25 protein-coding genes and 1 riboswitch are annotated in these 25,185 nt (G+C 38.2%); of the genes, 18 read left to right on the top strand and 7 right to left on the bottom strand.

Features of this window, described 5'->3' with window-relative positions:
- The first annotated feature begins 110 nt into the window (after window positions 1–110).
- Window positions 111–320 carry a hypothetical protein gene (locus tag Q0371_RS04755; protein WP_169359914.1) on the top strand — a complete coding sequence of 70 codons (210 nt, stop codon included), beginning with the start codon at window positions 111–113 and terminating at the stop codon, window positions 318–320.
- Between the two features lie 215 nt (window positions 321–535).
- On the top strand, window positions 536–1,381 hold the full coding sequence (locus Q0371_RS04750) for a hypothetical protein (RefSeq protein WP_298468878.1): 846 nt from the start codon (window positions 536–538) through the stop codon (window positions 1,379–1,381).
- A 111-nt stretch (window positions 1,382–1,492) separates the two neighbouring features.
- Here the strand turns inward: Q0371_RS04750 and Q0371_RS04745 are convergent, their stop codons facing one another.
- Entirely contained in the window at window positions 1,493–1,909 is a 417-nt protein-coding gene (locus tag Q0371_RS04745; RefSeq protein ID WP_298468876.1) for a hypothetical protein, read from the bottom strand.
- 181 nt (window positions 1,910–2,090) lie between these two features.
- On the opposite strand from Q0371_RS04745, the gene Q0371_RS04740 reads away from it, so the two are divergent.
- Window positions 2,091–3,221, top strand: a complete 1,131-nt coding sequence (locus tag Q0371_RS04740; RefSeq protein WP_298468874.1) for a collagenase — start codon at window positions 2,091–2,093, stop codon at window positions 3,219–3,221.
- Between the two features lie 149 nt (window positions 3,222–3,370).
- Here Q0371_RS04740 and Q0371_RS04735 read toward each other — a convergent pair whose 3' ends face one another.
- Both Q0371_RS04735 and Q0371_RS04730 read right to left on the bottom strand, forming a co-directional pair.
- Entirely contained in the window at window positions 3,371–6,388 is a 3,018-nt protein-coding gene (locus Q0371_RS04735; RefSeq protein WP_298468872.1) for an efflux RND transporter permease subunit, read from the bottom strand.
- Window positions 6,389–6,663: 275 nt separating this feature from the next.
- A complete protein-coding gene (locus tag Q0371_RS04730; RefSeq protein ID WP_298468868.1) occupies window positions 6,664–7,092 on the bottom strand; it encodes a GNAT family N-acetyltransferase in 429 nt (142 codons plus the stop codon).
- 149 nt (window positions 7,093–7,241) lie between these two features.
- On the opposite strand from Q0371_RS04730, the gene Q0371_RS04725 reads away from it, so the two are divergent.
- The 4 genes from Q0371_RS04725 (at window position 7,242) to Q0371_RS04710 (ending at window position 10,213) form a co-directional block, all read left to right on the top strand.
- The gene (locus tag Q0371_RS04725; RefSeq protein WP_298468866.1) at window positions 7,242–7,706 is read left to right on the top strand and encodes an SAM-dependent methyltransferase; all 465 of its coding nucleotides are present in this window, start codon (window positions 7,242–7,244) and stop codon (window positions 7,704–7,706) included.
- A gap of 69 nt (window positions 7,707–7,775) precedes the next feature.
- A complete protein-coding gene (locus tag Q0371_RS04720; protein ID WP_251556225.1) occupies window positions 7,776–8,126 on the top strand; it encodes a VOC family protein in 351 nt (116 codons plus the stop codon).
- Between the two features lie 39 nt (window positions 8,127–8,165).
- The gene (locus Q0371_RS04715; protein WP_169359609.1) at window positions 8,166–8,654 is read left to right on the top strand and encodes an MgtC/SapB family protein; all 489 of its coding nucleotides are present in this window, start codon (window positions 8,166–8,168) and stop codon (window positions 8,652–8,654) included.
- 221 nt (window positions 8,655–8,875) lie between these two features.
- Window positions 8,876–10,213 carry a hypothetical protein gene (locus tag Q0371_RS04710; protein WP_298468863.1) on the top strand — a complete coding sequence of 446 codons (1,338 nt, stop codon included), beginning with the start codon at window positions 8,876–8,878 and terminating at the stop codon, window positions 10,211–10,213.
- A gap of 212 nt (window positions 10,214–10,425) precedes the next feature.
- Here Q0371_RS04710 and Q0371_RS04705 read toward each other — a convergent pair whose 3' ends face one another.
- Window positions 10,426–11,652, bottom strand: a complete 1,227-nt coding sequence (locus Q0371_RS04705; protein WP_298468860.1) for an FAD-dependent oxidoreductase — start codon at window positions 11,650–11,652, stop codon at window positions 10,426–10,428.
- A gap of 130 nt (window positions 11,653–11,782) precedes the next feature.
- Here Q0371_RS04705 and Q0371_RS04700 point away from each other — a divergent pair, with 130 nt between their 5' ends.
- Window positions 11,783–12,682: a 5'-3' exonuclease gene (locus Q0371_RS04700; RefSeq protein WP_298468859.1), complete on the top strand. Its 900-nt coding sequence runs from the start codon at window positions 11,783–11,785 to the stop codon at window positions 12,680–12,682.
- On the opposite strand, the gene Q0371_RS04695 is transcribed toward Q0371_RS04700, so the two are convergent.
- Complete coding sequence (locus tag Q0371_RS04695; RefSeq protein ID WP_298468857.1) at window positions 12,630–13,169, bottom strand: C39 family peptidase; 540 nt, start codon at window positions 13,167–13,169, stop codon at window positions 12,630–12,632. The genes Q0371_RS04700 and Q0371_RS04695 overlap by 53 nt on opposite strands.
- 273 nt (window positions 13,170–13,442) lie before the next feature.
- Between Q0371_RS04695 and Q0371_RS04690 the strand changes: the two genes are divergently transcribed.
- Entirely contained in the window at window positions 13,443–14,699 is a 1,257-nt protein-coding gene (locus tag Q0371_RS04690) for a GNAT family N-acetyltransferase (protein ID WP_298468855.1), read from the top strand.
- A 97-nt stretch (window positions 14,700–14,796) separates the two neighbouring features.
- On the opposite strand, the gene Q0371_RS04685 is transcribed toward Q0371_RS04690, so the two are convergent.
- Together Q0371_RS04685 and Q0371_RS04680 are read right to left on the bottom strand one after the other, a co-directional pair.
- Window positions 14,797–15,261, bottom strand: coding sequence for an STAS domain-containing protein (locus Q0371_RS04685; RefSeq protein ID WP_169359615.1), 465 nt, complete (start codon window positions 15,259–15,261; stop codon window positions 14,797–14,799).
- A 173-nt stretch (window positions 15,262–15,434) separates the two neighbouring features.
- Window positions 15,435–15,755 carry a thioredoxin family protein gene (locus tag Q0371_RS04680; RefSeq protein WP_251556217.1) on the bottom strand — a complete coding sequence of 107 codons (321 nt, stop codon included), beginning with the start codon at window positions 15,753–15,755 and terminating at the stop codon, window positions 15,435–15,437.
- A gap of 198 nt (window positions 15,756–15,953) precedes the next feature.
- On the opposite strand from Q0371_RS04680, the gene Q0371_RS04675 reads away from it, so the two are divergent.
- The 9 genes from Q0371_RS04675 to Q0371_RS04635 all read left to right on the top strand — a co-directional run bounded on the left by Q0371_RS04675 (window position 15,954) and on the right by Q0371_RS04635 (window position 25,178).
- Window positions 15,954–18,338, top strand: a complete 2,385-nt coding sequence (locus tag Q0371_RS04675) for a 3-hydroxyacyl-CoA dehydrogenase/enoyl-CoA hydratase family protein (protein ID WP_298468852.1) — start codon at window positions 15,954–15,956, stop codon at window positions 18,336–18,338.
- A gap of 28 nt (window positions 18,339–18,366) precedes the next feature.
- On the top strand, window positions 18,367–19,542 hold the full coding sequence (locus tag Q0371_RS04670) for an acetyl-CoA C-acetyltransferase (RefSeq protein WP_169359618.1): 1,176 nt from the start codon (window positions 18,367–18,369) through the stop codon (window positions 19,540–19,542).
- Window positions 19,543–19,627: 85 nt separating this feature from the next.
- A complete protein-coding gene (locus tag Q0371_RS04665; protein WP_298468850.1) occupies window positions 19,628–21,409 on the top strand; it encodes an acyl-CoA dehydrogenase family protein in 1,782 nt (593 codons plus the stop codon).
- A 274-nt stretch (window positions 21,410–21,683) separates the two neighbouring features.
- Window positions 21,684–22,046, top strand: coding sequence for an arsenate reductase family protein (locus Q0371_RS04660; RefSeq protein ID WP_251556211.1), 363 nt, complete (start codon window positions 21,684–21,686; stop codon window positions 22,044–22,046).
- A 73-nt stretch (window positions 22,047–22,119) separates the two neighbouring features.
- A complete protein-coding gene (gene gcvH, locus Q0371_RS04655) occupies window positions 22,120–22,500 on the top strand; it encodes a glycine cleavage system protein GcvH (protein ID WP_169359621.1) in 381 nt (126 codons plus the stop codon).
- A gap of 74 nt (window positions 22,501–22,574) precedes the next feature.
- Window positions 22,575–22,925 (top strand): toprim domain-containing protein, encoded by a 351-nt coding sequence (locus Q0371_RS04650; protein ID WP_169359622.1) that lies wholly within the window; start codon window positions 22,575–22,577, stop codon window positions 22,923–22,925.
- Window positions 22,926–22,935: 10 nt separating this feature from the next.
- Window positions 22,936–23,256: a thioredoxin family protein gene (locus tag Q0371_RS04645; protein ID WP_169359623.1), complete on the top strand. Its 321-nt coding sequence runs from the start codon at window positions 22,936–22,938 to the stop codon at window positions 23,254–23,256.
- 39 nt (window positions 23,257–23,295) lie between these two features.
- A riboswitch (SAM riboswitch) is annotated at window positions 23,296–23,400 on the top strand.
- Between the two features lie 91 nt (window positions 23,401–23,491).
- Window positions 23,492–24,517, top strand: coding sequence for a methionine ABC transporter ATP-binding protein (locus Q0371_RS04640; RefSeq protein ID WP_298468846.1), 1,026 nt, complete (start codon window positions 23,492–23,494; stop codon window positions 24,515–24,517).
- Entirely contained in the window at window positions 24,510–25,178 is a 669-nt protein-coding gene (locus Q0371_RS04635) for a methionine ABC transporter permease (protein ID WP_298468844.1), read from the top strand. Before Q0371_RS04640 ends, Q0371_RS04635 begins: the two co-directional genes overlap by 8 nt.
- Window positions 25,179–25,185: the final 7 nt, after the last annotated feature.

The raw sequence follows: 25,185 nt of genomic DNA, 5'->3' as shown, positions 1-25,185 counted from the left end.
TGCTATAATAGGAGCCTTAGGTAGATTAGGACCAGATGATCCCGGTTGAAAGGAAGTTTCCGAAGCTTCTTCCTTTATGTCTATTCGGAAGCTATGTCGGAGGTGTCATGATGAATAAAAGATGGACGATTGAAGAAATCCGTGAGTATGTGAAAAAGAATTCAACCAGTGAATTACTGTCGACAGAATATAAAGGTTTCTCTCAAAAATTACAGTTTAAATGTTCCTGTGGAAATGTCTTTGAAAAGACTTTAACAAAGTTTAAAGGGAGTAACCAGAAAAGCTGTACAGACTGTGCCCCAATAAAACCATCACGTTAATTAGGAAGAGAGCTGCTTTATTGGCAGTTCTTTTTTTATGGATAAAAAGTCCATACATTAAAAAATTTGCGGGTAGGATGAAAGTCTATTTTAACATTTAATGTTAAATAAATACAAAAATATTTTTAGAATACATTTTATTACCTATTTATCCAATAATGAATACTATTTTACAGTAATTATGTTAGAGTAGAGAGGAAAGGGAGAGATTAAAAATGATTAAAAAAATGATTAAATTAGTATTAGTAGGTGTGTTGGCATTGGGAATTACGGCGACCGTTAACATATCTGCTGAAGCAGCTACACATAAGGTTATGTGGGGCAAAACAGAATTAAAGGCAGGACAAATTGGTAAGGTAACCATTTTAGCAGACACGGATTTAGTTAAAATCGGTTCAAATGGATCACTTAGCAAGGTTCGCACTCTTAAAAAGGGCGATGAATATAGAGTTTATACGTATAAGGGGTCAAACGGCGGCTTATATGGATTAGGTGCAAGTAGCTTCGTGCAAAAAAGTACAAAGTTAAAATACGAAACACCATCTAAAAGCAAGCTTGCCTTGTTGAACAAGGAAGTACACGGTGGAATTACCCCAAAAGCAGGTATGAAGCTAACATATTCTCCAAGCTTTACAGAGCCTACAAAAAGAGAATTTATTACAAAAGTTGAAAATGAATTTGGTGCAACTCGCACTCTTCTGACTATACCGGGCCAGGAAATCGGTGGATATGTGTATAATGAATATACTTCTGACGAGGGAGTTTCTTCTATAGGATTTGGTGTAAATTATACAGATTGGGGCCTATTTAATGTACAATATCCTTTAATTGAAGGAAAGCAAACGAAAGAGATAGACTGGGATGGAAATGTGAGTATAATCCATAACATCAATGTAATCAGTACAACTAGCACTGTCACAGTAAAGGCAGGCACATTCCAAAATGTTGTGATATTCAAGACTTACGCGGGTTACACTTATTACTTAGCTCCTGGTATTGGAATTATTAAAATGATAGGCAGCGATGGAATCTTAGATGCTGAATTAATTTCGTTCAAATAATATAAAAGCCAGACCAAGCGAGTTTAGCTGGTCTGGCTTTTCTTATTGTTTCTGAAAAATGGATTAATTGAAATGTGTGTAGTCACAGTAAGAGATACTCTTCTTGTAGCGTCACTCCCTAGAAAGGATTTCAATCAGTTCTGTTGACTTACTCTTGTCTAGTTGAGAATACTTATGTTCTCCGTAAATAATAATTTCCACTGTAGAGTTTGGGCTAATCCACAGGCTATAAACTAATCCTTTAGCTTTTGGAGCTGGAAAGGAAAATCGGTAATCGGGAGGGCGTACCATTTCTACTTTTGCATTTTCCCAATCCATCATATCTATAATCTCTTTAACTTTCTTAACATCCTCGTCATTCGTGATATCTTTGAAAACCTCGTATTTATTTTCATCCCCAACACGCTTTTGAACTTCTATTTTTTGAACTTCTATATTTTGAACTTCGTCTTTTGTAGCATTCGAACAACCCGTTATACATAATAAAATGATTCCTATGAAAGTAATAAAATATATAGTAATTCTCAATATTAATTTCCCCCTTTAGTAAGATTATATGTTTACTTACGTTAATTAAATAAATTAGAAGTTCACCCTAATCTATTTTTAAATAAAAAAGGATAAGAATTTAATGTTATAATTTCCAAAAGATAAGCGAATTGTTGATACAAGGAAACTAGATAAATAATGACATGAGTGGAGGTACAATATGAGAAAAAGAGGTTCAACTATAATTACTTTGTTTTTGTTAGTAGCTATAAGTGTCAGCATTTATTTTTACTTCAATCAACAAAAAGCTTTTGAATACTTTTTCAAATTTAATGAGAGTTATGTAAAAACACAAGTTGGGGACGTAACAATTTATAAATCCCCGCAAGTTTTGTATGATTCGCAAGCAGTTTTAGAACAGTTAGCATCGACAAGACAATTAGCACAAGATTTATTTAAAATGGAATTTACATCGCACGATTCACTTCCTATTTTTGTTACTTTACCTGGATATAAAGGTCATGAACGAATGGATACAAATACAGGAGTGTATTTAAGTGAAATGGGAAATATTTTAATCAATGGAGAAAACGAGCAGTTTGCATCATATACAACACTTCATGAATATAGCCATTTTTTATTTGATTTATATTTAAGAGAGCACGAAATATCTATTCAAGAATTACCCGCTTGGTTCACAGAAGGAATAGCGGAATACTTTGCCTTTCAGGTAGAGCAAGCTTTCCCAGTTTTATATTCCTACTATTTCGATACTTTTCCATTTGAAAGATTACAGGAAAACCATAATGAAAATGTAAATACTATATATCTTCAAGGCTTTTATGCCATTTATGACTTAATTGAAACCTATGGGGAAGATGTAATTACTAAAGTCATTTTGGCATATAAAGATTCTGGTGATTTTGCCACAGCTTTTGAGGCAGTAACTGATGAAGAATATGTGGCGTATCATGAAAGCTTTCGCCTAAATAAAAATAAAATCAATATGCTAGCGGATAAAAATTTAGACCCAGAAAAAGTAATAACAATAGGAGAGCAACTGCTAGCAGATCAATCGAGCATAAATCCATACTCTCCCTTCGTTTTGCCATATCTAGTTACTGCGGCCTTAGAAGTAAATGATGTAAGTTTAGCTAGTACATATTTTAAATCACTTGAACAGCTGTTGTTTAATCCAAATGATTACTTATATTATGCTGTACAATTTGCAGAAGCAGGAGAAAGATCATTTGCTGATGAACTTATCGAAAAAGGTCGTTATTTTGCAGAAGCTTATCATTATGATGTAGAGATATATGAGGTAGAGGCTAAAAAAATAATAACATACTAAAACTGACATTATTGAATCATTAAAGAAATTCATTTGTTGTATTTGGATAGCATTAACAATAGATGGCTTATCGCTCGAACTTGTCGTCTCTGACAAGGGAGTGATAAGCCATTAGTTTTACTATAGAAATGTTTTAATCAAGTCATTCCTCAATCCACAGTATTAGCCAGTCTTTGCTTTTTAGATTTTCTAAAGTAGAGCAGCTCATAAATACATGGAATTACAATTAAGGTTAGTAGCGTAGCCATTGCCAATCCTCCAATTACAACGATTGCAAGACTTTGTGATACAAGGATACCTGACTCGGCTTGCTTAAGTAAGAGTGGGAGCATGGCACAGATGGTCGCGATGGCTGTCATAAAAATTGGTCGCATTCTAGTGGTGGCAGCTTCAACCAATGATTCACGTATCGTCATTTTCTGTTCATTTTGCTTCACTCTGTCTAGCAAGACAATGGCATTGGTTACAACAACTCCAATTAGCATAAGTGCACCAAGTAGAGCAGTTATATCAATGGAAATACCACTTATTACGATTCCAAGTACAGCTCCAATTGCTGCTAATGGTAGCGAGAAGAGAATTGCAATTGGTGTGCGAATGGATTTGAATGTTATCACCATGATTAAAAATACTAATCCAATGGAGACGAGCATCACTAAAAAGAGATCCTCAAATTCATCTGCCTGCTGACTACTAGAGCCACCTACAAATACTTCTATATCCTTTGATATTTCTATTCCTTTTTTACCCTCACCATTTCCGAATATCGCCACGTTTATTTCACTAGCAATTTCAGAAAGTCTAGCTGGATCGACATCTGCAGTAATTCTTAGATAGGTTTCCCCATCCTTGTGCAGTAGGGTAGTGGCAAGCTTTTCAGACTTTAGGGTTGCCACAGAAGATACCGGAACAGCCCCCTCGTTAGTCATGATCTGGATAGATTCTAAATCATTTGGTTTTTCTATATTTAACAGTGGCTCGAGCATAACTGCTTTTTCCTTGCCATCTATATTAATGGTTCCGATCGGTGTTTTATTTAACATTACACCTAATTGCTGAGCAATTTGCTCTGTATTACCTTTGGAAGGGTCAACAATAAGTGAGTAGACCGTCTTCTTTTCATCTTGATTTGTAGTTACTTTATTTACGCCATTAATAGGTTGAATTTTTTCTTGAATAGTCGGCGCAAGCTTTTCTAAGCTTTCGATATTTTCTCCGACTAAATCAATATTGATATTAGTACTGGAGCCACCCATCATAAATGAGGCTTCGGTCATTTCAAATGCGGCACTTGAAAACATTTCTCTTTTTCCTTCAATCGACTCCATCACTATTGGGATATCATTCTTATCATGTAATAAGATACTGAAGTACGCTTCCGTTGAAGAGCCCACCGCTCCATATTGTGCTGCCTCCGAAGGAGTACCTACTTGCGCAAAAACATGTTCTACCTCATCCATTTCGAGAATATAAGATTCCATATCCATCATTTTTGACTGCACTTCCTCGGCAGCTGTGCTCGTTGGGTAGGTTAACGTGACGGTTATATAATCGGAAGAGGAACTATTGACTGCTCCTTTTGGTATTAAAAAGTATGTGGCGATGGAACCGAAAAATAATGCTGCGGAAATCAAAAAGATGACCCACTTATGATTCAACGACCAGGTGACAAGCTTTGGAAAACGAGTGGCAGCCTTATGCTCCGGTAACTTCGTGTTCTTCAATAAGCTAGCACTCATGATAGGGACCACTGTTAAAGCAACTAATAGAGAGGCTAACAGCGAATAGGTAACCGTTAGAGCAAAGGGTAGTAAAAAATCCTGTAATGAACCATTTAACAAGCTCATGGGAAGAAAAACAGCTACAGTCGTTAATGTCGAGGCTGTAATGGCAACTCCAACCTGCTTTGTGGCATCCACAACCATTTGAACACTAAACTTCTCGGACTGCATCTTCCGAAAAATATTCTCTATGACGACTATGCTGTCATCCACTAATCTCCCAACTGCAACAGCGACACCACCAAGCGTCAAGATGTTTAATGTCACACCAGATAGCGATAGCAAAAATAAGGTCAGGCATAGAGATAGAGGAATTGAAATAATCGTAATAAAGGTAGACCGAATGTTACGAAGGAATATCATGATCACAATAGTCGCAAACAATGCTCCAAGTAAAACTTCCTTCATCATCGTGTGGACAGAATTTTGAACCAAGTCCGAGGAAGAAACATAAATGACAGATTCTTGCTGCGTATACTTTTCGTTTAATTCCTTTGTTACTTTTTCAACTTCCTTGCTGATCGTCACTGCATTGGATGTACTATCCTTTGTAATACTAATATCCAGTGTATCCTTGCCATTAAAATGACTCATAAAAGCTGAATCGGTTGCTTCCTGAATATTAGCAATGTCCTCCAGTGTTACTTCAGGTACAATGGTCATTTGCTTTAACTTATCTAAGCTAGTTACATCGCCGATGACCTTAATATTACTGACTTGACCGTTTACCGTCTTCTCTCCAACAGACACCACAACATTTTGTCCTTGAAGTATAGTTAATACTGATTCAATGGGAATTTGATTCTCCTGCATTTTTTCCATATCCAATTGAACCGAAATGGTTGTATCATGTGCCCCGTATAAATCTACGTTGGCAATCCCTTTGATTTGTTGATAGCGTGAGATGAGTGTGTTCCTTGCAAACTCCACATTTTCAGAGGAAAGTCCATCCTCAAACGTAACAGCGATATTCACAATAGGGATCATAGACGTATGCAGCTGGGAAACTACTGGCTTCGCTATACCGGAAGGGAAGGAAATGTGTGCTAAAGCTTCTTGTACCTCCTGTTTTGCCAGCTTCATATCATATCCAGATTCATAGACGATGTCTACATGTGAATACCCATCCCCTGTTCTGGAATAAATAGAAGACTTCCCATTTAGACCGTTTATTGCGCTTTCAATCGGACTTGTTACTTCAGTTTCCATTGTTTTTGCATCTGTTCCCGAACCCATCGTTATAATGGTGACCTGTGGATTATCCGCTGAAGGTAAGAACTCCATTGGCAAACGAAAGTAACTAATCACCCCAATTACTAAAACTAATACAGTCAATACAGCTATTGCTGCTTTGTTGCTAAATGCCCACCTGGTTAACAAAGACACACTTGACTCCTCCTTTTAAATGAAAACAATGTGTATGAGTGCTCTTGATGTAATTTCTTTCTAATTGTATAAAAATGGCAAGAATGTCACATTGTTCGTGAGGATGAATTGTTTCTAAGACCAGGGGCTGAAATAGATATAATACTTAAGGTTAAGTAGAGTGAGCCGAAAAGTGAGCAGAGAGCTTCCTGCCTTTAGTATGATTAGTCGGTGAGATGCAAAAAGCTCCAAGCATGGGTCGCTTGGAGCTTTAGGTGAATTAGTTGAACAGTACGTCATAATTTAACTTCCATTATACAATTAACCTCTTGGAATCCAACCTTCTTATAAATCTCTTTGGCAAAGTTAGAGGCAAAAACATTTAATCGGACCGCTTCATAGCCTTGTTCTTTAAAATAGGAGTTTCCTTCATTAATGAGGATTTTAGAAAGTCCCTTTCCTCTATGGAGCGGCAGAACATAAATTTCATATATAAACCCAAACTTGTTGTCAGTAAAATAGTCTGTATTTTCACCTAGCATGATCCAGCCTTGAATAGCTTCCTCTTCTTTAATCACTAAGTAGAAGCCTCCTTTATCTATAACGCCTTGAAACATGGCTAATGCCTTCTCTTCACTAATCTCCAGTTGCGTTGCATCAAATGCAGAGCTTACTGCATGAGAAAGAATAAATTCCATATCCTCTTTCGTTGCTTTTGTAATCATATAAATCCCCCTTTATCCTATTTTATTTCCACAAGATTTGGTCATAATCCTTTAATGCACTCATTTAAAATAACTATCACCTCGCATAACAAATTAGTAATATATCACTTATGTATAGTTTGCTATGCTTGTTTAAAGGGGGCGTATTTATGCATACATTTCACGTTAGCTCTATTGGAACAGTACATAACACTAGAAAAACTCCAGAGGATGATTATTGGGGGGAGGTAGTTTCTGAAATCAGGTTAAACAATGATTGGGACGAGAGCAGTCTAGATGGTATTGATGCTTTTAGTCATGTGGAAATCATTTTCTTGTTTCACCTTGTTTCTGACGATCAAGTACAATATACTGCTAGGCATCCAAGAAACAATACGACTTATCCGAAGGTGGGTATATTCGCGCAGCGAGGTAAGAATCGACCAAATAAAATGGGACTTACTACGGTTGAGTTGATTGAACGGGACGGGTCATCGATCTTTGTCAAAGGGTTAGATGCGATAGATGGGACTCCAGTGCTAGACATTAAGCCCGTAATGAGCGAATTTCTACCGAAGGGGAAAGTGAAGCAGCCAAAATGGTCAACCGAATTAATGATGAATTATTGGGAGTAAGCTTTAAAAAGGACTTAAGCGTCCGATAGCGAATAAAAGAAAGAGTACAGTTTATTTAGGAGGGAGCATATGAGTATAATCGAACGAATTGATACGGTCTGCTTAAAGGTGCGGGATATTAATACCGCTAGCAGCTGGTATCAGGAGATGCTAGGACTGGAGGAACAATATAGGGAGGAACACTATGCCATTTTGAAAATTGGAGAAAGTGGTGTACCCTTGACGCTAGAAAAGGGAGAGCCAAATGGTGGAGGAAATAGTACATATCCAATCTTTTTCTCTTCTTCTATAGATGAAGCGCATAAAACATTATCCAGTCGAGGAGTAACGGTCACAGATATACAGCAGGATGGCCTAAACACCTATTTTGAGCTGTTCGACGTAGATGGGAACAAATCTCAAATTTGTTACTGGAAATAAGGATGCTCTAAAACAAATTTTTAAAGGGTGGAATGCACATTGGACTTTGTCACATCATTATTTAACTCACATTATGATCTATATATAAGATTAGCAGTAGCCACATTCATAGGTCTGTTAATAGGACTAGAGAGGGCTATTAAGCACAAGCCTGCAGGGATTCGTACGCATATTTTAGTATGTCTCGGCTCTACACTGGCGATGAGCTTATCTACCTTAAACCAAGGGCCTTATATGGATCCCATGCGATTAGCAGCCCAAGTTATTAGCGGTATCGGCTTTCTAGGCGCAGGAGTTATTTGGGTGGATAAGGATAACGTGAAACGAGGTCTAACAACAGCAGCAAATCTTTGGATTACCGCATGCGTAGGATTAACAATCGGTTATGGCGCATATGATTTAGCAATACTCACAGTTTTCCTCATGTTTATCGCCATGAACCTTCCAAGGGTATTAGAGAAGATGAGACTTCTACCTCCAAGAGGGAAAGAGAAGGAAGCGCATGAGGTTGATAGTGATGGGGAATAAAAGGTGGAACAAAGCCACGCTACCAGTTCAGTTACTGGAGTGATGGCTTTTTCTTTGTATAATCTATATTGTTTAATTCACAGCAAATAGGAATGAAACAGCCTGCCTATTAATATTATTTTAGAGAGGATTCTTTGAACAGAATCGTTTGCGGATAAACTAATTTTTAGTACAAGACTTCTTTGCTAGAACGACTATATGATAAAAGAAAGGAGTATTATTTGGAGCTATTCCTTATCAAGTCATTTAAACATCTTAGTTTGTATGAAAAAGAATGGTCCACTATTTTAGCAGCAAATCAAAATTCTAATCCATTTCTAGAATTTCATTTTATATACAATTGGTGGAGATATTTTTCAGACGATAAGAAAATTGAGATTTATAGTGTTAGAGAAAACCAGAAAGTCATTGCTTTTTTTCCCTTTATAGTGAGTAAAAAGAACAATGTTAAAATTGTGCAAACGTTAGCTATTCAATCCTGTCCCTATACAGACTTCGTAGTAAAGAAGAGAGATTTAGATAGGGTGCTTATGTTTGTGATGGACGGAATTATTTTAGATAAGCAGCAGGCTGTATTCTTGATTAATTCGTTAAGTTATGACAATCATACACACCTAAAATTAAGGAATTACATGAATGCTAGAAGCTACAAATGTATAGAAAAGAAAAATAATCCAGTAGAAATTTTACATGCTATAACTCCAATGATGGAAGTAAAGCTAAGGGCACTAGGTGATCTACAGGAAGAGGTAGTGACATTTGACCAATTGCAGTCATTATTAGAGGGAAACATGGACAAATTTAATCACTCCAGTAACGATAGATTGGATTTTATGAAAAAGTTTGAAGGTGATCGGCCTCATGTCAGCGCAAAGGTAATACATCTTAATAATGAATTAATAGCATTTTCTTATGGTTTTCAGTGGCTGGATAAATACATGGAGTACGGAAACGGAAAACTAAAGGATCTTTTTCATGCTGAGAAGCTGCTTGGCGAGGTTATGCCCATACATGCTCCAGGTACTGTGTCTATCCTATTTTCAACTAAAAATTTTAGGGGTAAGCTTGGCCTTATCCTGGAAAAACGTCATATAGCAAAATATGAAAGAAAACAATTGAATCCTACTAAGAAGAAGGCATTTAAGAAAAAGCATTCTATTCTTATTGCTGAGCTCAACGATATCCACATCAAAGCCCCCAATTGTAACTTTAAAAGTATTTCTAACACAGAGATATGGTCAGGTAACCGACAAAGATTCCTTCTCAATTACCTTCGAGGTTTCGAGGGCTATCATTCTGGAAATCCCCAAAACACTTTTTGGATCAATTCAACATCGCTTTATATTGATGAACTAAATCATAAAGAAAAGCTATCTGAAGGAACTCTATTTATAGAAGGGTGGGAGTCTGAGGAGCTAGAAAAGATACTATGCTTTACACAAACAAACTACAGAGTACGGAATATATTAGTACGTGTTAATAAAGACAACAAAAATCAAATCAAAAAATTAATGCTTTTTGGATTTCAAATTAGAGATAAGTTTTTGATTCCTAGCTAGGAGAAGGTTTTTTCTCTGCGTGCAACGTCTAATTACTAGGCTTGACCCACAAATAGAAGGAGTCGACTTTTGATTGGAGGGAAGAGTGGAGACTTTCAACGAGAATAGTACGAGCTGAAGATCCAGGAGAGCACATATCGTTACTTTAATAGAAAAAACTTTAGACAAAACATCACAATTCATGGTGTTTATCTAAAGTTTGGAGCGACTAATTATTGATTAGTCGCTTCTTTGCTTTTACTTAGCCTATTCAACTGTACAATCTCAGCATCCTCATTCTTATGACCGGTTATTAAATCTCTCAATATATGAGATCCGAGCATACTATAAACGGTTCCGTTTCCACCATAACCTAATAGGTAATAATGATTTTCTTTCGTTGGATGTACTCCAATGAATGGAAGATTATCAGTAGATTCTCCAAAAGTCGCAGCGTATGCATAATCAATGCTTATATCGTATTGTGGGAATAGTTCTCTTGCTTGGAAAAGAAGATTTTCTACTCTCTTCATCATCAGCTCTTCCGATTGTGGTGCCTCAGGTTGGTCTTTGTCCATACCACCTATAATTAATCTACCTTCTTTGCATGTACGAGCGTATAAGTAAGGTCGCTTTGTCTCCCATATTAAAGCTTTTTCATGCCAGCCACTTAAATTACTAATAGGATTGCTGACGCACACATAAGAATGATTGATATCAGCTCCCCTACGTTTTCCAACAGGGACATCCTCATATCCAGTCGTATATACAACTTTTTTAGCAAAGAACGGTTTTCCAGCAGTACGAACTTCCATGTCGTTGTCTCTATCTATCACATTTATAACTTCTGTATATGGATATAGATGAACGCCTAGCTCTTCCGCTTTTCGAAGAACCCCTTGTACAAACTTTAACGGGTTAACCTCTGCGTCACCTAAAGTTAGTAGGGCGCCATCCTTGGAAAAGGAAAATTTTTTGGCTATCTCGTTCCTTCCTAAATAATCACAAGGGAAGTTATATTTTTGAAGTGTTATGTATTCCGCTTTTAGCTTCTCGACATCATTTTCTTCGCTAGCAAAACACAGGCTAGGGCGCCGTATAAAATCCGGATCCTCATCGAGACTTTTAGCCACAAGCTCTAAATCATCCATTGCTTCATAACAGAGCTGATAAAAGCGAACAGCATCCTTTTCGCCGATTTGGTCAATTAGTTCATGAAGCATAATGTCATTTGAATACTGAAGCAATCCTGTATTTGCGCTAGTGCTGCCGGTACCCATCATACGTTTATCTAATACAGCGACCTTCAATCCGGCCTTCGCAAGCGATAGCGCAGTTAAGGAGCCAGACATTCCTCCACCGACAATAACGACATCGTATATATCTAAAGGCTCAATGAATGTTGGAGTAAATGGTTTTGTTGTAGTTGGCCAATAAAGAGACCCGTTATGTAGATTCATATGTACCTCCAAAGAGTTTTTTAGAATTATATACCCTTAATTTTTATTTTCAATCCATGTTATAATAATATGTGATAAAAGTATTAAACTGCTTGTTTAGGTGCTTTTAATAAACTAAAGGATGATGTATATGACACAGGAAAAACCTCGTGTATTAGTTATAGATGGTATGGCATTATTATTCCGTTCTTTCTTTGCAACTGCTATGTCAGGAAACTATTTTAAAAATGAAAAGGGGATTCCAACGAATGCAGTACAGGGCTTTGCACGTCATGTATTGGCAGCACAGGAGCTAATGAACCCTACTCATATGGCGGTTTGCTGGGATAAAGGAATGAAAACGTTTAGAAATGATTTATTTGATGGGTATAAAGCGAATCGGCCAAAGCCAGCAGAGGAGATGATTCCTCAATTTGATATGGCCCAGGAGCTGTCGGAGCATTTAGGGTGGCAAAACTTTGGGATAGTTGGAATGGAAGCAGACGATACGATTGCGTCTATCACACATAAATGGAAAGACGAAGCACATTTCACGATTGTCAGTGGCGATAAGGATTTACTTCAGCTTTTAAATCCTTCTACTGAAATTGCATTCACGAAAAAGGGCTTTACGATATATGACTACTATAATCATGAAAGATTCACAGATGAATACGGTATCTCTCCACTGCAGTTCCCGGATGTGAAGGCTTTTATGGGAGATTCCAGTGATGGCTATGCAGGTGTGAAGGGTATTGGACCGAAAACTGCTCTTCAGCTTATACAAGCCTATGGTTCAGTTGAAAAGGTAATAGACTCACTGCATCTCCTAACAAAGGGTCAGCGAACAAAAATTGAAGCTGATTTAGAAATGCTTCACTTATCGAAGCAGCTTGCTACCATCAGTAGAGATGTACCAATTGAAGCGGAGCTCGATCACTTAGTCATACCGAATATTGATACGAACAAATTCGATTTTTTATATGAGCATGGCTACACTATTTTAGCTCGTCAGCTGCAAGGGAAACAGAAGCCGGTGGGACAACTTTAATAAATGTGAGGATAGGAGCATTTTCTGCATATTTTATCTTGCGTATAGAACTTTCTCGTCCTCTTCCACCATTATCATGAACGATTAAATAGAGTTCATCGTTATTTTTTTCATACCCAATTAATGGTACCCAGTGATAGGAAAAAGAGAATTTCTGTTTCCATTTAAAAGAAAAATATTTATCAAACTTTAATGCCACTGGTCTACCTTGTTGCAGCTCACCTAAGGACTCCTCTATGGAGCATTTTTGGATTGTCCAACCAGGACCAAGAAGCTTTTTTAATCGCCTAATAAATCGACATGTAAATAGACCAATTCTTGTTCCTTTTAAATGTTTATATAAATCGTTAGGAATGTAGGAGTGGTTCGGTAAAAGATAGTTTAGGAGCACGTATACTGTGACCGGTCCACATGCAGAAGGTTGTAGCTTTGGATTAATGGAAACATCGTACTGAGAAAAGCCTTTAACCGGCAACTGGATTTTCAAGTGAATTCTCCTTTCTGGTTACTATATACAGTACGTTTATATTACCCTAAAAGTTTTTACTAAAAGCATTAAATTAAGTTAATTTCCTAAATAATGTTTTCCATTTTAAACACGAACAATTATTTGATTGGATGCGGCATGAGAGACAAGGCGTTGCAATTAGACTTGTGTATCAGTTGCTAGCAGAACGGTTTCCAGTAGCTAAAATCAATTATTGTTCGTGTTTTTTATATAAATAGCAATTCTAATTTAATTACTAAGGGGATGGATGGTTTGATTAGAGTACTAGAGGAAAAGGATTTTGAGGCAGCAGCTGACCTAGCGTCTATGGCATATCCAGGAATGGGCATTCAGTCAGAGGAAAAGAAGAAGGAATATGAGGAAAGACTGAAACGAGAGCAAAGGGAAGAAAACGGCATTCTTTTTTATGGAAGCTTTAACGCAAAAGAAGAATTAGTAGGAATCTACCGACGAAGTGATTTTGAATGTAATATTAATGGTGAGTTTCAACGTCTATTTGGGATAGGCATGGTGGCAGTACATATTTTACATAAGAAGGAAAAGGTAGCTTTTGAGCTGTTGAACCATTTTCACCAAGAAGCAAGAAAGGAAAATGTTGCCCTTGTTGCTCTTTATCCTTTTAGCTCTAGTTTTTACCGCAAAATGGGCTATGGCTACGGACCATTAAAGTACGAGTTTAGGATAAAACCAGGTGCTTTAAATAGTAATGGGCAGAAGGACTTGGTAGAGCTGTTATCTCCTACAGATGTAGAAGAAATTACAGTCTTATTTAACCACTTTGCCCAAATGCATCATGGTATGATCAAACGGACATGGAGTGAGCGTCAGCATATTAAAAATGCAGCATCTCGTTATGTAGGGGTCCGAGAAGACGGCAAGCTGATTGGTGCCTTGGCTTTTAGCCTTCAGCCAGTGAAGGATAGTCACTTCCTGCATCAAAATATGATGATTCATGAGTGGGTATGGAGTAGCCAGAAGGGCTTTAAGCAGCTAGAGGCATGGGTTGATTCCCAGCAGGACCAGGTCGACCGAATCATATATGGAACAAACAACCCGGCATTTGTTTATAGCTTAAACAATCCACCAAATGACTCTAATCACTTAATACCTAGTGTCTATCATGAGGTGGCCACCACTGGATCGGGTTTAATGTATCGGATTTCAGATATTCCACTCTTTTTTAAGCAGATGCATTTTCAAGCACTTCGCAAGCCAGCCGGCCAACCAGAAATTATTGTGAAGGTCGAGGATACCTTTATCGAGGAGCAGTCAGGCTTTTATAAGCTTTCATTTTTGGGTAGAGAATGGGATATTGAAAAAGTTGGAGAGAATATCGGTCAGGTGAACATCGAAATAGGAATTCAAGATTTAAGTGCATGGTGGATGGGCTGTGTATCGATTAAGGATTTGGATAGCTATGGTGAAGTAGTAGTGAAGGGTTGTAGCCCAGAGGATTTAGATGACTGGTTTAAGCCACGAAAAGCACCAATTTGTATGACAAATTTTTAAGTTAACATGATAAAAAAGACAAAGGGAGATGCGAGAACAATTTCTCGTTTCCTTTGTCGCTAGAAAAAAGGTTTAGGAGAAATCCCTAATCCTTTTTTTATTTAGAAGCGATTGTTTTATTGGATTCTTGCAGTAGGCGGTTCAATGCTTCTCGGAAATTTTTATATGTTTCGATATTAACATGTAGATCTGCATGGACAATTTCACGAATAAATTTCGGGTTAAAGCCAACATAGATTGGACGGATTCCCATTAAACGAAGAGAGCTATTCAGTCGGGATATAGAAATGGCCAATTCATTGTAATCGAATTCCTCAATATGCTCCACAGTTACCCCGGTAAAATCGAAAATAGCGTGTTCTACTTCTTTATGCTCGCCAATATATTGTAGTGTTTCCGTCTCAATATTTTCAAAGCGTTCCTTATACATATAGCCGGCAATCGGCATCAAAATTGTTTTAGGCACAATAGATGGAATGATTGGGGTGGACATTGCTTTTATAATTCGTTCATAGTAAGCGACTTTCTCTTTTAATTCCAGAATTTCGTTTTCTTGCGACAAATATAACACCTCTGTTTTTCTTATTATGGTAAGAAAGTAGAAGAGGACTGTCGTTAAGAGCAGTCCTATTTCCTTTCATACTTTCTAAGGTTACCTTGGCTTATGTGTTCTAAAGAAAGTATAGACTATTCAGTTTGAATATTATGCCTATATGTAGCTGTTCTAAATAATATCTATTTAGTTTGCGCTTGTAAAAATTCTTCTACCTGGTCCGGTGTTTTCGCATTTGCACTATGCAGGTGAGCTTTTTTCTCGCCGTTTTGGTATATAAGTAGGCTAGGAATCCCCATTACTTGATACTTTTCAGCGATTTCAGGTAGTTCGTCACGATTTACTTCATACCATGCGTAATTATTATACTTTTCCATGATAGGATCGATAAACATTTCCATGCGACGACAATCAGGACACCAGCCTGCTTCAAATTTTACTAATACCTCTTGATCACCAGAAATGATTTCATTAAATTGCTCAGTTGTAGTAATTTTTTTCATTATAAGATACCTCCAATGATAATACATACAGTTTACACTGTTTCCCAAATAGGAGAAAGCAAAATGTATTAAATTATTCATTTTATTATTGCGAAAATTTAAACATTGCACTAGAATAATAGATATAGAGATTGCTTCTATTTTTTTTGTAATTAAAATGAATGAGCGTTCATTCAAGATGAAGGGGAGGCTTTGCACGTGACATATCAAATTAAAAAAGCAGCTGTACTTGGTTCAGGGGTAATGGGATCTGGGATTGCAGCTCACTTAGCAAACATCGGTATACCAACACTTTTGCTGGATATCGTACCAAAAGAAGTTAGTAAAGAGGATGAAGCAAAAGGACTTACATTGGAGCATCCTTCCGTACGTAATCGTTTTGCGGAAACTGCCGTACAGAAATTATTAAAGCAAAAACCAGCACCATTAACATCGAAAAAGAACCTGCAACTAATCACGGCAGGGAATTTAGAGGATGATCTTGAAAAGCTAAAAGATGTGGACTGGATTATTGAAGTAGTAGTAGAAAACTTAGATATTAAGAAAAATTTATATGACAAAATAGATGCAGTTCGTAAGCCAGGCACAATTATAAGCTCTAACACATCAGGAATCAGTATCAATGCAATGGTAGAAGGTAGATCAGAAGACTTTGGCAAGCATTTCCTTGGCACTCATTTCTTCAATCCACCTCGTTATTTGAAGCTATTGGAAGTGATTCCTGCTAATACGACTGCTCCTGAAGTAGTGGAATTCATGCAAAACTTTGGTGAGGATGTGCTTGGAAAAGGTGTTGTTCTTGCAAAAGATACGCCTAACTTCATAGCCAACCGAATTGGAACATACGGTTTACTTGTAACCCTTCGTGAGATGCAAGCAAGAGGCTACTCAGTTGGAGAGGTAGATTCTGTTACTGGTCCACTTATTGGCCGTCCGAAGTCTGCAACGTTCCGTACGCTTGATGTAGTAGGTCTTGATACATTTGCTCACGTAGCAAAAAACGTATATGACCAAACAACAGGGGAAGAGCAAAAAGTATTTGAAGTCCCCGCTTTCATGCAAAAAATGCTTGAAAACAAGTGGCTTGGTGCTAAAACAGGGCAAGGCTTCTTCTTAAAAGAAGGCAAAGAAATTAAAGAATTAGATCCGGAAACTTTAGAATATGGACCAATGAAGAAGCTGAAAACTCCTTCCATGGAAATGGCAAAGCAACAAAAAGGCTTAGCCGCTAAAGTGAAAACGTTAACATATGCAAAGGATCGCACGGGAGAGCTTTTATGGAGTATTTTAAGTCCAACACTTATCTACTCTGCTCAGCTTCACGGTGAAATTGCAGATGATATCGTTGCAATTGACAATGCAATGAAATGGGGCTTCGGCTGGCAGCAAGGACCTTTTGAAATTTGGGATGCCATCGGAGTAAAAACCTCTGTTGAAAAAATGCAGTCAGAGGGCTATGAAATACCTGCTTTCGTTCAGTCCTTATTAGATAAAGGATTCGATTCCTTCTATAAAGAAGATAACGGTGAATTGTTCTTCTTTGACGGATCGGACTACAAGGCAGTACCAGTCAATGAAAAAATGATTAACCTAAAAAGCTACAAGAAAAAGCATGGTGTCATTAAGTCGAATTCAGGAGCTAGCCTGATCGATTTAGGAGACGGTATTGCATTGCTTGAATTCCACTCTAAGTCCAATTCTATTGGGTTAGATATTCTTCAAATGATTAACTTTGCTGTCGATGAAGTAGAGAAAAACTTTAAGGGTCTTGTTATTAGTAACCAAGGTAAAAACTTCAGCGTTGGAGCAAACCTTGGCATGATTCTAATGGAAGCGCAAGATGACAATATTTTTGAGCTTGATTTCGTTGTTCGTCAATTCCAAAATGCGACAATGAAAATTAAATATTCTTCGAAGCCAGTAGTAGTTGCTCCTTTTGGAATGACATTAGGCGGAGGAGCAGAGGTTACTCTACCAGCAGCTCATATCCAGGCATCTTCTGAAACATATATGGGACTTGTGGAAGCGGGCGTTGGTCTAATCCCTGGTGGCGGGGGTAATAAAGAGCTTTACATGAAACACCTAAAAGGAATTCCAAACGGAGTGCAAATAGATTACTTAAATGTAGCTAGCAAGGTTTTTGAAACAATCGCTATGGCTAAGGTATCCACTTCGGGTGAAGAGGCACGTGAGAACAATTTCTTAAGCATGGCTGACGGCATTAGCGTTAACCCAGATCACTTAATCTATGATGCGAAGCAAGCTGCACTAGCTCTTGCAGAAGCAGGCTATAAGGCGCCGATTCGTGAAAAGGTACCTGTTGTAGGATCCCCAGGATATGCAGCACTTTTATTAGGAGCTGAAGGCATGTTCTTATCAGGATATATTAGTGAGCATGATTTGAAAATTGCTAAAAAGCTTGCCTATGTGATTGCTGGTGGAGAGGTTCCATACGGTACGTTAGTAGATGAGCAATATTTATTGAACTTAGAGCGTGAAGCTTTCTTAAGTTTAGTTGCAGACCCTAAATCCCAGGCAAGAATGCAGCACATGTTAGTGAAAGGTAAACCATTACGCAACTAGACTGCGTTAGGTAAAAGGAGGAGAACTCATGCGTGAAGCAGTTATCGTAGCAGGTGCAAGAACACCAGTTGGTAAAGCGAAAAAAGGATCTCTAGCCAATGTACGCCCAGATGATTTCGGGGCATTGGTAGTAAAAGAGACATTAAAAAGAGCGGGCGGATACGATGGCCCAATAGATGATTTAATCTTAGGATGTGCAATGCCAGAAGCAGAGCAAGGAATGAACGTAGCTCGTAATATCGGTGCACTTGCTGGACTTCCAGATACAACACCAGCAATCACCATCAATCGTTTCTGTTCCTCTGGCTTACAATCCATCGCATATGCGGCTGAACGTATTATGCTAGGTCACTCCGAGGCAATTATTGCTGGAGGAGTAGAGTCTATGAGTATGGTTCCAATGATGGGGAATGTCATTCGACCAAATGCTCATTTAGCAGAAACAGCGCCTCAATATTATATGGGAATGGGTCATACAGCAGAGCAGGTGGCGAATAAGTATAATGTGAGCCGTGAAGACCAGGATGCATTTGCTGTTCGTTCACATCAGCTTGCTGCAGCGGCAATTGCAGCTGGTAAGTTTAACGATGATATCGTTCCGGTTGAAGTGATCAAGCATTTCGTAGATGAAAACAACAAAGCGCAATCGAAAAAATTTATGTTCGAAATGGATGAGGGTGTACGTCCAGGAACAACAGTAGAAACACTTGCAAAATTACGTCCAGCATTCAACGTGCGTGGTTCTGTAACTGCAGGTAATGCATCTCAAACTTCGGACGGTGCAGGCGCAGTATTAGTGATGGATCGTGAAGTTGCAGAGGCACAGGGCTTAAAGCCGATAGCAAAATTCCGTTCATTCGCAGTTGGCGGCGTAGCTCCGGACGTAATGGGGATCGGACCAATTGTTGCGGTACCTAAAGCATTGAAAATTGCAGGTCTATCTATTGAAGATATCGACCTATGGGAGATCAATGAAGCATTCGCTTCTCAATCCATCCAAGTCGTTCGTCATTTAGGTATCGATCTAGATAAAGTAAATGTAAATGGTGGAGCTATCGCACTAGGGCATCCACTTGGAGCAACAGGTTCTATCTTAACTCTAAAAATGATGAGCGAACTTAGAAGACAAGGGAAGCAATTTGGTGTTGTGACGATGTGTATTGGTGGAGGCATGGGAGCAGCTGGGGTATTTGAACTTCTTTAATTTTAAGAGGGAAATGCGCTTTGATTGAAGGGCGCATTTCACAATCAATTAATCAAACGTTTACACACAATAGGAGGAGAAGGAAATGACACAAGTTCAAGATGCAATTAAAGGTGGAAGCTTTTTAGTAGAAGATATTGAGGCAAGCCGCGTATTTACACCAGAGGATTTCAATGATGAGCAAAAAATGATTGCTAAAACAGCAGAAGACTATGTTAAAAACGAAGTATTACCTGTTGTGGAAAACCTAGAAAATCATGAGTTTGATCACTCTGTACGTTTATTGAAATCTGCTGGTGACTTAGGTCTTTTAGCAGCTGATATTCCAGAGGCATATGATGGCCTAGGATTAGACAAAATCTCTTCTGCATTAATCGCTGAAAAGCTATCAGTAGCAGGTGGATTTTCTATCACTCACGGAGCACACGTAGGAATCGGTACACTTCCAATCGTTCTTTTCGGTAATGAAGAACAAAAGAAAAAATACCTTCCAAACTCAGCGTCAGGAGAAAAAATCTCTGCATACGCTTTAACAGAGCCAGGCTCAGGTTCAGATGCTCTAGGAGCAAAAACAACTGCTAAATTAAATGAAGCAGGAACTCACTATGTCCTTAATGGTGAAAAGCAATGGATTACTAACGCAGGCTTTGCAGACGTATTCGTTGTTTACGCAAAAGTGGACGGAGACAAATTCTCTGCATTTATCGTGGAAAGAACATTCCCAGGAGTATCTGTAGGTGCAGAAGAGAAGAAAATGGGTATCAAATCTTCTTCTACACGTACGTTGATCCTAGAAGACGCACAGGTACCTGTTGAAAACCTGTTAGGGGAAATTGGCCGTGGTCATATTATTGCATTTAACATCCTGAACATTGGTCGTTATAAATTAGGTGTAGGTAGTATTGGTGCTTCTAAACGCGCGTTAGAGCTAGCTATTTCTTATTCTAATCAACGCCAACAATTTAAGACACCTATTTCTTCATTCAATTTAACGAAGCAAAAGCTAGCAACTATGGCTTCTAAGCTATATGCTACGGAAAGCTTAATATACCGTACAGTAGGTTACTTCGAGGATCGCATGAGCCAAATGAGTGAAGAAGACCAAAAAGACGGAGGTAAAATTGCGGCTGCAATCGCTGAGTATGCAATTGAATGCTCTATTAACAAAGTAGTAGGTTCTGAGGTTCTAGATTACATCGCGGACGAAGCGGTTCAATTACATGGCGGATACGGCTTCATGCAAGAATATGAAGTAGAGCGCATTTACCGCGACTCACGTATTAACCGTATTTTCGAAGGTACAAATGAAATCAACCGCTTAATCGTTCCAGGAACATTCCTGAAAAAAGCAATGAAGGGTGAATTACCACTTCTTCAAAAAGCACAAGGTCTGCAGGAAGAGCTATTAATGATGATGCCAGAGGAAGTTGGCGATGAAGCATTAGCTCAAGAAAAAGTGCTAGTTGCAAACGCTAAGAAAATCGGTATTTTAGCTGCTGGTATGGCTGCTCAACGCTTCGGTACAAAATTAGAAGCAGAGCAAGAAGTACTTGTACACATCGCAAACATTGCGAACAACATCTTTGCAATGGAATCAGCAGTACTACGTACAGAAAAAGCAATCGCACGCAGCGGAGAAGAAAAAGCAGCACAAAAGCTTCTTTACACTCAAATCTTCTGCCAAGAAGCCTTCAATGAAATCGAAGCAGCAGCAAAAGAAACACTAATTGCTTCAGTTGATGGCGATAACTTACGCATGATGATTTCTGCACTTCGCAAGCTAACTCGCTACACACCATATAACGTGATTGAGAAAAAACGCGAAGCTTCCGTTAAGCTAATCGAAGCTGAAAAATTTGTAGTTTAATAACAGCATTGGCCATCTGGAACTCCAGATGGCTTTTTTTGTCCGAAAAACGATATTACCATGAAGGGGAATGAGTTTATAACCGTTCAGCGAGATTTATGACCGTTCACGGGAATATATAACCGTTCAGCAAGATTTATGACCGCTCACGGGAATTTATCACCGCTAAGCAAAAACAAGGATATTTTTAAAATTAAGAAGAGAGCATTTCACTGTTCTCTCTTGCATGAGTAACAAAATATTATTATGATAAAAAGAAAAAGGTGAGATTTAAATGACAATCCAATTTTATGGATATCCAAAATGTAGTACATGCAACAAAGCAAGCAAATGGCTGAAAGATAACGATATCCCATTTGAGAACCATCATATCGTTGACGCACCGCCTTCAAAGGAACTATTAAAGGAAATGGTGGCACAAGGCGATTATGAACTGAAAAAATTCTTTAATACTAGCGGCGTAAAATATCGTGAATTACAATTGAAGGACAAGCTTCCTACAATGTCGGAGGATGAGCAGTTAGAGCTGCTTGCTTCGGATGGAAAATTGATTAAACGACCTCTTGTATATAATGGACATAAGCTAACGCTTGGTTTTAAAGAAGAGCAGTTTGAAGACATGTGGAAAACCTCTTAAAGCACCTTGTATTTACTATGAAAATATGTGAATATTAAATAGAATGGATTAATTATTTGAGAGGGGTTTATTTATGAGCGTACCTAAAGATTTTAAGTACTCAGCTGAACATGAATGGGTAAAAAATGAGGACGGAAATGTCCGTATTGGAATTACTCATTTTGCACAATCTGAACTTGGAGATATCGTATTCGTTGAACTTCCACAAGTTGGCGATGAGATCAAGGCAGGAGACGCTTTTGGTAGCGTTGAATCCGTAAAAACTGTTTCAGAATTATATGCACCTATCAGTGGTAAAGTAGTAGAAGTAAATACTGAGCTAGAAGATAGCCCCGAATTTGTTAATGAATCACCTTATGAAAATGCATGGATGATCGTGGTTGAGCCTTCTGACGTATCAGAAGTGGACAGCTTATTATCTCCTGAAAAGTACGAAGAATTAATAGCAGAGTAATAATGAAAACGCCGGTTAATAATCGGCGTTTTTTTCATATAATAAAGGAAAGGATAAGTTGGGAGAGAAGCTAAATGGCACATGTATTTAGTGATAAAATAATTATCGTTGAGGGTAGGTCTGATAAGCTGCAATTATTAAGCCTTCTCGATGAATCTCCAGAAATTATATGTACTAATGGAACGATATCCGATGTAAAATTGGAGGAGCTATTAAGCCCTTATGATGGCTTGCCGATTTATGCTTTTCTAGATGCAGACAAATCCGGGGAACAAATCCGATCGGTCGTTAGGAAGGAGTATCCAGAGGCAATTCATTTGTATACGAACCCGACGTATGGCGAAGTAGCAAACACACCGGCGAAGGTTTTGGCATCTATATTAAAACGTGTTAATATTAAGGTGAAAAAAGAATTTTTACCTTAGGATGATGTGTATGAATGAATGGACTAGAGAACAATGGGATAGCGCTAAAAACAATTCAACACTTACCTTGTTTTATATCTATACGCCTATGTGTGGAACGTGTCAGGTAGCAAGTAAAATGATGAATGTTATTAAAGAAATGGTTACCTATCCAATTGGTCAGGCAAATATTAATTTTCTAGGTGATTTGGCGATAGAACAGGAAATTGAAAGCGTACCTTGTCTTCTTATTACAAAACATGGGAAAGTGGAAAAGAAAATCTATGCTTTTCAATCAGTTCCTTACTTATTGGAAACAATAAAGGCTATTGACGAAGATGGAAACCTATGATAATATTCGTTATGTTGAAAACACAATTTAATAGTGTCGCTCTTATTAAGAGAGGTGGAGGGAAGTGCCCTTTGAAGCCCGGCAACCGTCATGAAAGTGAAATGGTGCCAAGTCACGCAAAGCTATAGCTTTGGGAAATGAGAGAATGGATGAACGTTATTTTAAATAGATAACATACACCCCTTCTGCTCTTTTGCAGAAGGGGTTTTTTATTAGGAAAGGTGGTCAGATTTACTTGATTAGTTTAAAAGACGTTTCGAAAAGATTTATTACAAAGCAAGGAGAAATCGTTGCAGTTGATAGTGTAAATCTGGACATACAGCGTGGAGAAATTTTCGGGATTATTGGATACAGCGGAGCGGGCAAGAGTACGCTAATACGTTTGTTGAATGGGCTAGAAAAGCCATCTGACGGTCATATTACAGTGAATGGCCAGGAAATTACATCTATTAATGAGGACAAGCTTCGAAGCTTTCGTCAAAAAGTAAGCATGATCTTCCAGCATTTCAATTTACTTTGGTCGCGAACAGTCGCTGAAAATATAGCATTCCCATTAGAAATTGCAGGAGTTCCAAAGGAAAAAAGAAAAGCTAGAGTAGAGGAGCTTTTAAGCCTTGTTGGATTGGAAGGAAGAGGAGACTCTTACCCATCTCAATTATCTGGAGGACAAAAGCAACGCGTAGGAATTGCAAGAGCGTTGGCTAATGGTCCAGAGGTATTGCTTTGTGATGAGGCAACATCAGCTCTTGACCCTGAAACAACCGACTCCATTTTAGACTTGCTCGTAAGCATTAATGAAAAACTAGGATTAACCATTGTGTTAATCACCCATGAGATGCAAGTTATTCAAAAGATCTGTAACCGAGTAGCGGTTATGGAAAATGGGCAAGTTGTAGAAGAGGGAGATGTGCTTGAGGTATTCCAAAAGCCACAACAGCCTATTACAAAGCGTTTCGTTTCTCAAATTTCAGATTCTAAAGAACCAATTCAAACCATTCAAAACCTAGTTAAGCTTTATCCAAACGGCAAGCTAGTTAAGCTCGTTTTCGTTGGAGATACTACAGAGCAACCAATTCTTTCGAGATTAATCAAACAGTTCGATTTAGAGGTAAACATCGTGCAAGGGAATATCTCTCACACGAAAAGTGGAGCGTTCGGGACACTAATCCTGCAAATCGATGGAAATGAACAAGCGGTGGAAAAGGCAATAGAATTTATCCACGCGCAAAAAGTTAAAACTGAGGTGATCAACAATGATTGAATCGTTATTTCCAAATGTTGATTGGCCTAAAATGTGGGAAGCCACTATAGAAACCCTTTATATGACTGCAATTTCTACAGTCCTAACAGCAATCTTTGGACTAATTTTAGGATTATTATTGTTTTTGACAAGCCCACACCAAGCATGGGCAAATAAAATAGCAAACTGGTTGACCAGTGGAGTAGTCAATATTTTCCGTTCTATTCCGTTTATTATTTTAATCATTTTGTTGATACCATTTACAACGTTGTTGACGGGATCGATGCGCGGTCCGAATGCGGCCATCCCTGCATTAGTAATTGGAGCTGCTCCATTTTATGCCCGTATGGTTTTAATCGCACTACGAGAAATCGACAAGGGTGTTTTAGAGGCAGCTAAATCAATGGGTGCTAAATCCTCTACAATCATTTGGAAGGTTTTATTGCCAGAATCGATGCCAGCCTTAGTATCTGGTATTACCGTAACTTGTATCTCATTAGTTGGTTATACAGCAATGGCGGGAATTATTGGAGCTGGAGGACTTGGGAATCTAGCATTTTTAGATGGATTCCAACGTGGACGCGGAGATGTAACGCTTATTGCTACTATTTTAATATTAATCATTGTCTTTATTCTACAATGGATTGGCGATATTATTACTACAAAAATTGATAAAAGATAGGGAGAGA

This window comes from uncultured Psychrobacillus sp. (assembly GCF_938022135.1).
Lineage (GTDB): Bacteria > Bacillota > Bacilli > Bacillales_A > Planococcaceae > Psychrobacillus.
Note: the sequence above shows the minus strand (reverse complement) of the source record. Positions and strands in the feature narration are given on the sequence as shown.